This is a genomic window from Pedobacter sp. AW31-3R, from assembly GCF_052180285.1.
Classification (GTDB): domain Bacteria; phylum Bacteroidota; class Bacteroidia; order Sphingobacteriales; family Sphingobacteriaceae; genus Pedobacter.
On record NZ_CP197475.1, the window covers coordinates 3,713,329 to 3,726,237 of the forward strand.

The following is a 12,909-nucleotide window of genomic DNA, read 5'->3' on the forward strand; positions in this document are numbered from 1 at the left end:
ACCATGGCAGCACAGCTTAAAATGCTTATTTTTTATATCTTCCTGCAGCTTTCCTACCTGACGCTGTTCGCGCAGACTGAACTGAGGTATTCGCTGGCAGACCTTAAAAATCAACTGCAAAACAGCAGTGACAAAGCCCTTACAGCTACTCTCAATGCCAGGATCAGCAATTTCTATATCCACAATAAAATAGACAATAAAGTCAGCCGGGATAGTGCCATGTACTATGCACAGCATGCTTTAGAGGTTTCTGAAAATTTAAATAAACAACTGAAAGACAAGCTCTACTTATCGCTGACTGAAGTATATCTTTATAAAAACGAACCCAATAATGCGCTCACGGTAGCCGCATCCATGTCGCCCCTTACCAGGATAAAAATCATGATCAGTACAGGTGCATATTACCTGTATAAACAGGAAGAACACAGGAACGACCTGGATAGTGCCATTTACCTGTTAAAAAAAGCCATTACCCTGAGCAGGAATCTACGGAACCAGCCCCTGCAGCACGAAGCGGAACTGTATCTCTATGATGCCCTGGAAGAATATGGAAACCACGAAGGATTCCGCCGGGGCATGGAATCACTGATCAAACGGGCAGAGGAGTCGGACGATTTCCTGTGGGCTGCTTCTGCCGTATCCAGAATGGGCGACCACCAGCCCAATGGGACGAAAAAACTCGACTATTACCGGAAGGCCCTGGAACTGTTCTCCAGGGCAGGAGAAAAGGCAGAAGAAACCAACATGATCAAAGCCATTGGTGATGTGCTGTTGAATATGGGAAAACTTCAAACCGCAGAAAGCTACCTCCTGGATGCTTTACGCCGGTACAAAGCCATGGGGTACCAGAACCTGCAGTACACTTATGATTTGTTGTCGATTGTCAACCGGACCAAAGGAGACCTGAATACCGCCCTGTCCTATGCTATACTGTCGATAAAAACAATGGAGCATACCGAAAGCAATGCTTCTGCCGGGTACTTTTATAGTGGTCTCGCCAATATCTATGCAGAGCTGGGCAATACTTCCGAAAGCATCAACTATTACGAAAAGGCCTATGAAAATATCCAGCCCCAGGAATACGACCCCAAGTTAAGCGTATTGAAATTATTGTCGGAACAATTGCTGAAAAAAGCTCAGGTAAAAAAAGTCTTTAGCCTGGTCAACACCGCAAAAAAGGAACTGCGGATTACCGCACTGGGCAATGAAATCATTGCAGGAATTATCGGCAATGCACACTATGCCAACGGGGACTATGCCAAAGCAGAAGCCAGTTATAAGCAAATGATTAAATGGGAATCACGTACCGAGTTCAATCCCTTTCAGTCTGCAGAAAGCTTCAATACCCTGGCAGGCTTTTATATTTCACGTTCCAGGTACACCCAGGCACGGCCTTTTCTCAGCAAAATCCTTCAACTGCCCCAGGGTACCTACCCCCCTTCCAAACTGAAAATGGTCTATTACCAGTTGTACCAGACAGATTCTGCCGGAAATGACCCCACCGCAGCATTGGCGCATTTTAAAAGCTATAAACAACTGAACGACTCAGTGCTCCATGCGGCAAACAATAAAAACATGCAGCAACTGCTGGTAGAATACCAGACCGACCAGCGGGAAAAAGACAATGTCCTGCTAAGGAAGGAAGCCAACCTGCAGCACAGCAAACTGGCACAGGCACAGCTCATGACCAAATTAACCGTATCCATCCTGGTCGCCATGCTGATTATCGCGATGCTGGTATATTTCAATTACCGGAACAGGCAGGAAGCCAACCTGCAGCTCTTGCAGCACCAGAAGGAGATTACCCTGAAAAATGCCTCCCTGCAATCGATGAATGACCGGCAGGCCAAACTCCTGATGGAAAAAGAATGGCTGATCAAGGAAATACACCATCGGGTGAAGAATAACCTGCAAGTGATCATGAGCCTGCTGAATACCCAGGCCAACCACCTGGAAAACCAAACCGCTATTGATGCGATCACCGATAGCCAGAACCGCATACAATCTATTGCCATCATCCACCAGAAACTCTTCAATTCAGAGGATGTCGCCGTGATCAATATCCAGTCCTACATGGTCGACCTGATGAAATTCCTATGCGACACCTTTCATGTTAACCAAAAGATCAGGTTCGACTTCAATATTCCTGATTTACTGATTCATATCTCACAGGCTATACCGATCGGACTCATCATCAATGAAGCCATAACCAATACCCTCAAGTATGCTTTTCCCGACAATGGCGACGGACGTGTACAGCTCAAACTCCGGGAACTGGCCGATGGCAGGATCTATTTTTCCATCAGGGACAATGGTATAGGCCTCTCCCCCGATTTCGTGCCTTCCAGGGCGCAAAGCCTTGGAATGACACTCATCATGGGTCTTGGGGCACAGCTGAATGGTACAACTGAAATCATCTCCAGAAATGGAGTGCTCATCCGGATGGTCTTCCAGCCGGAAAACCTGGATAAAGGGTAAAAGGAAACTTACTTTCGCTTCCTTCTGATCAGGACCACCGCACCAGCCAGTAAAATCAGGGCCGGCACCCCAGCATTTAAACCCGTTTGTATCCTGCCAATCGCCCTTCTGCTCAGGAGAATGGCATTGTCAGTTCCTGCCGGGCGACTCGTATCCACCGGAAACAAGCCCTCAGAGAACCAGTTGAACATCCTGCTGATGAACCGCTCATTCATCCCTTTGGGATGTGACAGCTCCTGGTTAGACAAGAAATCTGCATCAGCAGCAACCATAATCTTTTGTTCCCTGCCGTTCCGCTTCCTGCTCAGGGCCATCACTACAGGGAAAGAACCCTTACGATCGCCACCCGCGGCATTAAACTGTAGCAGCTGCTGCGAACGGTCCTGAGGCGCAGACTGGATCCATCCGGAAAGCGGACTGCTCAGCACGGTATCTGCCTGAAATCCTCCGGTTCCGGAAAAAGTCAGTGCAGCAGCATTCTGGATCACCAGTCCACCATTCCCTTCGGAAAGACTTCCATAGAAGACATCAGGCGCATCTTCTTTCGAGGGATTTACCAACACACCTTTCTGCATACTTAGTCCCATCACCTCAAGTAAAGGATTAACTAAATCCTGATGTCCTGGTTCTGCAGTAATGAGCATATTTCCGCCCTTATTGATAAAAGATATCACCCTTTGCTGCTCTTGCGGAGATAAGGGAGCTGCCGGATCTGCAAGCACCAGCGCGCACAGGCTATCCGGTATTTCTTCCCGACTCAGGTTAAGATCCCCTACCTCAAAACCCTGGTTAACCAGTGCATGCCGCCCTCTCCTCAGGGTACTGAACTGCTGGTAATTCCTATCCCCTTTTTTGAATATACTTCTTTCATTATGGCCGCTGATAAAAGCGATCCTGGGTGCAGGTACCAGCAACCGTTGTATCGCTGCTGCAATTTCTGTTTCGGAAGGAAACTGGTCAATTTCATCATAAAACCTTAGCCTGCTTTCCCTGCCTTTATACCGAAGGATGCGGACCAGGTTATTCTCCTCACTGCGCAGGTCTATTATTTTCCTGATCGCCGATGGGGGCATAAACATATCCAGGTCGAGCCCCATGTTATCGGCAACTTTTTCTGCGATCTGCTGCGTAGTCAGGCCCGACAGATCTCCCTGGTAGGAAAGGTTGGTATTGTTCTTCAGGTCCGCAGCATCATAGTAATACACATATTTCATCCTCAGTCCCGGTATAAACCGGCGAAACTGTTCAAACTTTTCCAGATCAAAATTACGCGACTGGGGAAGTCCGAAATAAACATTCTGGTCCAGCAGGTTCACATAAGTTGTAATTTCCAGAGTCCCCTCTATCTGTCCTGCAATCTCCTGACTGCGTTTGGTGAGTGTTCTTGATTTGGTAGCGGTCATGTCCAGGTAACCGGTCAAAGACGGTCTGGTGGTCAGATACCCCGCAAATAACACCGAGCAAACCACCAGGGTATACACCAAAACCTGTCTGGGTACGGGTACGGCTTCCCTTCCATTCTTCAGCCGCAAAATACAGAGGTATAAAAAGAGGAAAATAATCAGCAGAAAATACAGCACATCCCGGGTCGTCATCAATCCTTTGATCATATCATCAGCCCTGCCGGAAATGGACAAAAAGTAAGTCAGGTCCCGGAGAAAATCGGTTCCCTGCCCTACGTTGCCCACAAAACGAAGCGCTGCAAATACGGCCAGTGTGCTGATGGCGGCAACCACCTGATAAGAGGTCAGGCTCGACATAAACAATCCGATCGCACTATAGGTACAGATCAACAGGAAGAGTCCAATCATTCCGGAAATAATCAGCCTGATGTCCGGATTCTTAATCAGCACCATTCCTGCTCCCGCATAGATCATCAGAATGAACACCAGAATCAGCGCAAAGCAAACCATCGACAGGTATTTTCCAAGAATGATCTCCCTGATCTTTACCGGAGAAGAAAGCAACAGCTTAATAGAGCCACTATTGATTTCCCTGCTCATCAGTCCCATGGTAATCAGCGGAATATACAGATACAAGTGCTGCTGAACCGTATCATACAGTCCATTCAGCCCCGGAAACACCGAATAGGTCAGTTTATCTACAGGAATCCCCATTGATATCGCTTCCTTGAAACTCTGAAAAAGGGAAAGAAAACCCATTCCGCTTTGCACCATAAAGATAGCGATCGCCAGCCAGGCTACGGGGGAATAGAACAGAATACTCAGTTCCAGTTTAGCAATTTTAAATATTTTAATCATCTTAGTTATGCGGTAAATGTTTAGTGGAAAGCTGGGCGAAGATCTCGTCGAGCGAGCTTTTCTCCAGGGTAATTTCTGAGAGCTGCCAGTTACGGAAAACACTTTCCTGCACGATATGCCCTGAAATAGCGGCAGAGGAATCGAAGTGCAGCCGGAAAGTCTTTTCCGTCAGCTGTTCCACATGAATGATATGTTCCATTTCCTGCAGCTGTTCCATAGGCGGCGGGTTCTGCAAGGTCATCACCAGTGAATTCGGGGCAATATAATTGTTAAAAGCATCCATCGTATCGGCAAAAATCAGTCTGCCTCCTTCAATCATTTTGATATGCTGGCAGGTAGCCTGCACTTCGGACAACATATGGGAGGAGAAGATCACTGCACGTTCCCTTGCGATTTCCAGGATCAGTTTACGCACCTGGAGGATCTGATTCGGATCCAGTCCATTTGTCGGTTCATCCAGCACCACCAGTTTGGGATCATGGATAATGGCCTGTGCAATCCCTACCCGCTGACGGTATCCGCCGGAAAGATTATGGATCAGACGATTGCTAAAATGTGCAATACCACACTTTTCTTTCACTTTATCCAGCTTTTCGGCGATTTCTTTTCCAGGAATATTCCTGATATAGGCGCAATAAGTCAGGTATTCATCAACTGTAAGATCAAGGTGTAAAGGGGCATGCTGTGGTAAAAATCCAATCAGCTTTTTGGCCTCCTCCGGCTCCTTGCGCAGGTCTATCCCATCGATCAGGATTTTACCTTCCGTCTGGCTCAGCACACCGCAAAGGATATTCATGATGGTAGACTTTCCTGCACCGTTGGAGCCCAGGAGCCCCAGGATACCGATCTCCCTGATTTTAAAGTTAATATCCCTGACCGCCCAGTCTTTGCTGTAACGATGCGACAGGTTTTCTATGCTCACAATATCTTTTTCCATGGAATTTTAAGTGTTTTTTAGGCAAGACAAGGGCTGCCCCCCTCCTGTTTAAAGGGGAAAAAGGGCAAACCTTGTTGCTGAAAATGCAGGTATCTGCAGGGTATCTTTCTAGTTTTGTGTTAAGCCGGAATTATTGATCACTTCCTGGGGAATCTTCAGCGTATACCTGCTGTCGTTTGGCGGAAGAGTATACGTTGTTCCATTTATCGTTCTGCTCAGCGTACGGGCAAATCCCGTTTCCATATTCAGGCGGCGTAAATCTGACCAGCGCAGACCACGCATCACCAGGCCCTTACGCCTTTCCAGCAGAATCAGGGACAGTGCAGAAGCCGCATCTGCAGCGGTTTTGCTGACATAAGTACCGCTCAGCCAGCGTGTCGTCAGCAGTGTATTCAGATCGGCCATGGCTGCTGCTACATTGCCCGCACGTGCATAACATTCCGACCTGATGAAATACAACTCATCCACTGCCAGTCCGTTGAATAACCTGGATGAACCTACTGCAGGTTCATAATTTCCCGTAAAGCGATAGCTGCCATGAGGTTCAGCAACATCTGTATTTTCCTTGAACAGGATATCCTTCCGCAGATCATTTGTGGTAAAAGCATTAATAATTTCAGGGTTCACCAATGCCTGGTCTTCATACCCATATCCCGGTTCAAGCACGCGGTTATTACTGAATACCACTGAATGGAAAATCACCTCCTTGTTAAACCTGGTAAATGGACTCAGTGTCTCCGTATTCAGGGTATTGAAATCGATCAGGTCATTTTTTAATTCCAGGGCTGCCGTAGCACTGCTCAATGCTTCCGGATAGGAAGACATGGACAAATACACCCTCGCCAGCATTGCGAAAACCGCACATTTATTGGGACGGGAAGCCAGCGTTGAAGTAGTGCTGATCAGTGTGGAGGCCTCTTTCAGGTCGGCTACAATCTGGTCATACGTAGCTTTCACTGTACCCCTGCCCGCACTTTCGTTGATATCTGATTTCAGGCGCAGCGGAAGTCCCGCATCCTGTGCCGCAGCTGCACTGTAGGGTTTGCAATATAACTGTGCTGCATTCCACAGGGCATAGGCCCTGAAAAACAAGGCACTGCCCTTGATATTATTCAGCGCTGCCTGATCTTCCTTTCCCTGAATTTCCTCCATAGATTCCAGCAGCAGGTTAGCATTATAAATCACATTATAAGGGGTCACCCACTGATAGGCAGAACTCCGTATCGCTGCAGCATTCCAGGTATACAGAGAGCGGTCATCATTATCCAGGGCATCATTGGCATACCTTGCATCCGTCAGCAGGTAATCATCACTGGAAATTTGCCCGTCAACCGGATAATTCATATTGAACATCTCATAATTGTCAAGCAACAGCTGTCCGTCTTTGGCCGATTCAATAAAGGATTGTGAACTGCTTTTTTTGATATCTACGTATTTCTGACAGGAAACCAGTGCAGTGCAAAGGGTCAGCAGAAAGAATTTATATAATTTCATAAAGTTCAGGATTAAAAGTTAGCGGAAAAGCCCAGACTGTAAGTTCTCGGTGTAGGATAATCAAACACCTCCGGATCAAGTCCCTGATCATTTGCACGCCAGATCAACCCAAGATTGGTGACGTTGGCATACACCCTTGGATTTTTAATCCAGCGGCTATTTTTGGCGTTGATCAAATAGGAAAGGTTGATTTCCTGCAGACGGATATGATCCCCCTTCAGCACATTGATACTCGAATAATAATAGAAATTATCGCGGTTGGTACTCATGGAAGAATACACTGCTGAAGGTACATTTGTACGCAGCTCATCACCAGGTTTCTGCCACCTATTGGCGTATTCAGCCCCCTGGAGTGTTCCTGTAGGTGAAAACAGCTGACTGTAACTCACTACCTGCGAAACCGGTCTCCTGAAATAGTAACCCAGTTTATACTGGATATTGGCAGAAACTGAAAACTCACGGTATTGGAAAGTATTCCTGAAGGAACCATAATACACGGGAACAGCAGAGCCAAAATACTGCAAAGAAGACAGCGGTGCATTCTGCAAAGCATTATAGCCCTCATTGCTATTGCCACTCACAGCCACTGGCACCCCATTCAGGAAAGCCCGCGGATCTCCGGTTTCTGGATCCAGTCCCGCCCATGAATAGGCAAACACCCTGGATAAATCATATCCTACATTATAAGAAAACCCGGAAATTCCGGCTGAGGCAAAATCGGAACTTTCATCATACAGCTTCAGCACCTTCACCTTATTGTAGCTAAAAAGGAAATTACTGTTCCACCTGAATTGACCGGCCTGGACATTTAAAGAGTTGAGCGACAAATCTATCCCTTTTCCCAATAAATTACCGGTATTGATCACCAGGTTGGTATATCCTGTACTTGGGTCAAGTGGACCGTTCGTCAGCAAATCGGTCGTTTTCTTCCTGTAATACTGCAGGCTACCACTCACACGGTTTCCTTGAGATGCAAAATCCACTCCAATATTCCAGATTCCCGTTTTCTCCGGTCTCAGCAAAGAGTTGGTCACACCCGTACTGTAGCCTGTTGAGGCATAAGGAAAACCGGTAATCGGATTATTCTCTAAGGAATAAGCAATCTGCGCCCTTGCCTGAGCCGAAGGATTCACATTTCCGTTGTATCCATAGGTGGTTTTAAGGCTCAGTGAGGGTAGAAAACTGAAGGCATAGAAGCTTTCATTTGCAATATTCCAGCTTCCTCCGAAGGAATAATAAGGTGTTGCTCCTGTATTTGTTCCGGCACCAAATTCACTGGAAATATCCTTACGCAAACTTGCGGAAAGGGTGTATTTACGGTTATAGGTATAAGCGGCATTGGTATACCAGCTATAGGTACGCACATGGTTATCCACGTAACCGATATTCAGGTTAGGAATATACGTCCCATTATAGCCCAGTTGGTCCTCCGCAAAAATAATCGGCAGCATGTGGACATAATCGATCCTGTTGTCAGAGCGTAAGGTTTGCTCATTATAACCATACACCCCATCCCTCTTCTGGATCGCATAAACATTGGTGGCATCAATACCGGCGATGGCAGAAAGCTGGTGTTTCTCCTTCCAGTTCTTTTCGTAATTCAGCTGACCTCTTAATGTTTGGTTGCTCGATTTCAGCAGGTCGGTCAGGTACTGTCCACCCAGCGGAAGCTGGTTCACAAATGGGGTAACCGAATCTCCCGTCATGGGGTTCATCGATGCCGGGGAGGTTGTAAAGTAATTCAGCTGATTGCGCATATAAAAAGAATTCTGCCTGTACAGCGTATTCTCCTCATTTCTTCCGGTATTGTAATTATAGATCAACTGAGCAGACAACCCATTTACAATCTTATAATTAGCTGAAAAGGCCACATTCAGGTTTTGTGATTTCAGGCGGGTATAACCTTCATGGATATCCTCCAGCGGTGTATATCTCCAGCTCAGGAACTGATCCGGGTAAGCCGCTTCAAAAGCAGTCACAAAACCGGGACGGTAAGTTTTTGGCAACTCCAGGGCAAGACCATTCTCGTCTGCCAGACGGCTGTATGGATAAAATGTCGGATCTGTGGCGCCGGTAATGCGGTTATTTAATGCCTGTTCATTGTTACGCTGAATATTGTAACTGATATTGGCCTGTATTTCCAGGTTTTTCAGAGGTTTGGCTGAAGCGCTGTAAGTCAGCACCATACGGTCCAGGTCTGAATTTTGTGTATTGTTGATACTCTTATCATATGCGCCGGAAACGCGGTAATTGAAAAATTCAGAACCTCCGTCAACAGCCAGTGAATAACTCTGTGTCACAGCATTGCGAAGAAAATATTTGGTATAATCCCTTCTGATGTCATTCCCCCTTAGCGCATCCAGTTGCTGCATAGCCTGGGCATCCGTCAAGGTATTTTTATACTTCCAGGCATCAACAATCTCCGCTACAGGTGATCTGTAATCCTGCATATACAGGCTGCTGATGCTGATCTCCGGCAAAGGGACATCCTGAAACGTAAATTGCTGTACCTGGGCATCTATAAAATCAGAGATGCTCATTGTCTTGTTGGAGAAAAGATCCACCTTTTCTGTTACATTCACATTTCCGTTAAATGAAATAGTTGCTGGTTTGTTGTACTTTCCTTTTTTCGTTTTCACTACAATAACGCCATTCGCCGCCCTGGAACCCCAAATAGAAGCAGATGCCGCATCTTTAAGGACAGTAATGCTTTCCACATCATTGGGATTAACCTTATCAATCGAATAAGGCGACGCAATTCCGTCAATAATCACCAATGCCTGTCCGCTGTAATTGCCGTTCAGGTCGGCACTCACCGACTCATTCAGCGTATTCTTGCCCCTGATGGTCAGGGTAGCCAATGGCGAACGCTGTGCATAAATATTACTCGAATTCGCCGGCCTCAGGTCATTCCTGAAATCCATTGAATTGGTAATTCCTTCCAATCTCCTGATCAGATTGGGATCTGTACTGTGCTGCAGCTGTTCTTTGGTAATCACCTCAAATGAACCCGTAGCGCGTTCCTTTGGCAAATCCTGGTATCCTGTTGAAACGATATTCACTTCCCTGATCTGGTTTGCCTGCGGATCCATCCTGATGATAAAATCTGTTTTCCCATTTATAGACACCGTATCGGTTCTGTAGCCCACAAAGGAAATCACCAGTTTTCCATCATCGGGAACATTACCGAAGCGGAACTTTCCGTCCACATCAGTCAGCACGGCCCTTGAAGTCCCCAGGAGTTTCACATTGGCACCCATCAATGGTCCGCCCAGCTCATTCCATACCTGACCGGTGATATCCACCTGCTTCATGTAATTCCGGATGCGTTCAAAAACCGACTTCTCCCGGTCCTTCACAATCACCGTATTGTCCTCCATACTGAAGGTTAAAGGCTGATCGTCGAATATCTTGTCCAGCACCGCTTTCAGTTCCATACGGGAGACTGAAATATCTATAAGTTTCGCCGACTGCAGCTGTTGTTCTGTATATAAAAAATTATAACCACTCTGTTTTCTGATCTGGCGGAACAGCGATTTCATGTCCGCTTTCTTTTCCGACAGGGATATTTTCTGGGCAAAGCCGGAGGCACTGACCTGCAGAAATGTTGCTGTTAATATGACGATGGTTAAGCGCATGATAAGCAATAGTTGAAGTAGATGCCTATTGGGCATAACTCGTTTCTTCGTATAAAATTTATACATTTGTTAATCTGGTTTAGAGTTGATAGAATCGCAAATTTTTTAAACATGAACCAGCCTTACTGCCAGTTGTGTTTCAGCACATCTGGCATTTTTTTTAGGGGGTTCATTCTGGTGAAAGGGGGTAGTTATTTCTTCACTGTAATCCTCCTTCCTTCCACCTTAAAGTGAACCCTGCCGGTTAATTCCAGTTTTTTCAGCACCTGTGAAACATTGCTGAAGCGGCTTACTGTTCCGCCGAACTGATCATCAGGGATTTCCCCTTCATAGACGATCTCCACGTTGTACCAGCGTGATATTTTTCTCATGATAGATTTAATGTGCTCCCCTTCGAACATAAAATAGCCATTCTTCCAGGCCATAGCCTCTTCCAGGTTTGCTTCGGCCACGCTGAGCTTATTTTCCAGCAATACCGACTGTTGTCCCGGTTTTAGTATAATCTCACCTTCCTGAACCCTTTCCAGCGATGGCGTCAGGATACGTACGCTGCCTTCCTCCAGGGTAGTTTTCCATAAGGGTTCATCGGCATAGGCATTTACGTTAAAGTGCGTACCCAGGACTTCCACCGTCTGTTTCTCCGTTTTAACACGGAAGGGTTTCCTGCGGTCATGTGCCACTTCGAAATAGGCTTCTCCTTTCAGCTCCACCCTGCGCTCATTACCACTGAACACGACCGGATAACGGATAGAGGAGGCTGCATTCAACCAAACATGCGTCTGATCGGGAAGGATCAATTGGTATTGTTCTCCCTGATAGGTAGACAGTTCATTAAACTGCACTGTTCCTGGATTTCCTGTGGAAGGAATAGCCTTATAAATCAGTTCTCCTTTACTGGTTTTGCTGATCGAAATCCCCGACTCTGCCAGTACCTGTCCGGCATTTTTTTCTCCAAGTACAATCTTACGTCCATCGGCAAGAGTCAATGTTGCCTTATTTGCTCCTGGCTGCAGGTCATTCTTCACCTGCAGCTCTGTAATAGGCGAAACATCCTGCTTTAGCAACAGATAGGTACCAAAGGAAAAACCGATCAGGGTCAGAATAGCAGCAGCAGTTCTCAACCACAATCTCCAGGTCCTGCCGGGTGTTGGCTGATCAACAGACACGGTTAGATTAAGATTTCCCCATACTTCATCCAGGTCCTGTACACGTTCCTGCATAGAAAGTACTTCCTCTCCGGTTTCCCTGTACGTCATTGCCCAGGAATTCAGGAATGCGACTTCTTCTGCCGTAGCCTTGCCGTCCCTGTATCTGTTCAGCAAATTCTTAACCTCTGTTTCTGTCATGGCGTATGCTTATGATCTGTCTTGCGTGTGTTTATAAAAGTAAGACAAGCTAAGGGGCCTGCAGGGGGTAGAAGAAATTTAATTTTTTTTCCCATTTCAAACCCTTTCCCTGAAAACTGCCAGCAAAATAAATGGAATCCCTCTTCAGGGCTTGTAATGTACGAAGTGAATGGCATAAAAAAACACCAATCCCAGCTTACCGCGTAAGATTTTAAGTGCATATCCCATTTGTTTTTTAACCGTTTCTTCCGATATACCCATGATTTCGGCAATTTCCTTATGCGTAAGGTGTTTTTTCCTGCTCAGGACAAAAACCTCACGCATCCTGGAAGGCAATTCATCAATTTCCTTATCAATTAATGCCTGAAGAATACTTTCCCTGACTTTATGGTCAGTTACAACGGAAGCTTCCATAGAAAATTCGCAGATGGAATTGATATATTTTGTCTGCACCTGTTTTCTCACCACCATGTTCAGAAACTGGTGGTGGACACAGGTATATAGATATCCGGAGAGATTATTTCCGATTTGAAGGGTATCCCTCTTCGTCCAGATCATGGAAAACACCTCCTGGATCAGGTCCTGGGCTTCTTCCCTGTTTCTCAGCTTATTCCATGCATGGTCATGCAGGACAAACCTGTAGCGGTGATAAATTTCAGCAAAAGCATTCCTGTCGCCCGACTTCAGTAAGTCTGCCAGATCCTGATCAGAATATTTGCTATAACCCTCTATCATTGTTTTACCCTCCTCAAAGA

At 46.2% G+C, this 12,909-nt stretch carries 7 protein-coding genes; 1 reads left to right on the top strand and 6 read right to left on the bottom strand.

Features of this window, described 5'->3' with window-relative positions; genetic code table 11:
• Window positions 1-3: 3 nt before the first annotated feature.
• Window positions 4-2,478, top strand: a complete 2,475-nt coding sequence (locus tag ACSBL2_RS15375; RefSeq protein WP_442587424.1) for a histidine kinase dimerization/phosphoacceptor domain -containing protein — start codon at window positions 4-6, stop codon at window positions 2,476-2,478.
• A gap of 8 nt (window positions 2,479-2,486) precedes the next feature.
• Here ACSBL2_RS15375 and ACSBL2_RS15380 read toward each other — a convergent pair whose 3' ends face one another.
• The 6 genes from ACSBL2_RS15380 to ACSBL2_RS15405 form a co-directional block, all read right to left on the bottom strand.
• Window positions 2,487-4,739: a Gldg family protein gene (locus ACSBL2_RS15380; protein WP_442587425.1), complete on the bottom strand. Its 2,253-nt coding sequence runs from the start codon at window positions 4,737-4,739 to the stop codon at window positions 2,487-2,489.
• A gap of 1 nt (window position 4,740) precedes the next feature.
• Entirely contained in the window at window positions 4,741-5,676 is a 936-nt protein-coding gene (locus ACSBL2_RS15385) for an ABC transporter ATP-binding protein (RefSeq protein ID WP_442587426.1), read from the bottom strand.
• Window positions 5,677-5,784: 108 nt separating this feature from the next.
• Complete coding sequence (locus ACSBL2_RS15390) at window positions 5,785-7,170, bottom strand: RagB/SusD family nutrient uptake outer membrane protein (RefSeq protein WP_442587427.1); 1,386 nt, start codon at window positions 7,168-7,170, stop codon at window positions 5,785-5,787.
• A gap of 11 nt (window positions 7,171-7,181) precedes the next feature.
• The gene (locus ACSBL2_RS15395; protein WP_442587428.1) at window positions 7,182-10,808 is read right to left on the bottom strand and encodes a SusC/RagA family TonB-linked outer membrane protein; all 3,627 of its coding nucleotides are present in this window, start codon (window positions 10,806-10,808) and stop codon (window positions 7,182-7,184) included.
• 191 nt (window positions 10,809-10,999) lie between these two features.
• Window positions 11,000-12,154 carry a FecR domain-containing protein gene (locus ACSBL2_RS15400; RefSeq protein WP_442587429.1) on the bottom strand — a complete coding sequence of 385 codons (1,155 nt, stop codon included), beginning with the start codon at window positions 12,152-12,154 and terminating at the stop codon, window positions 11,000-11,002.
• Window positions 12,155-12,298: 144 nt separating this feature from the next.
• On the bottom strand, window positions 12,299-12,889 hold the full coding sequence (locus ACSBL2_RS15405) for an RNA polymerase sigma factor (protein WP_442587430.1): 591 nt from the start codon (window positions 12,887-12,889) through the stop codon (window positions 12,299-12,301).
• Window positions 12,890-12,909 lie beyond the last annotated feature (20 nt).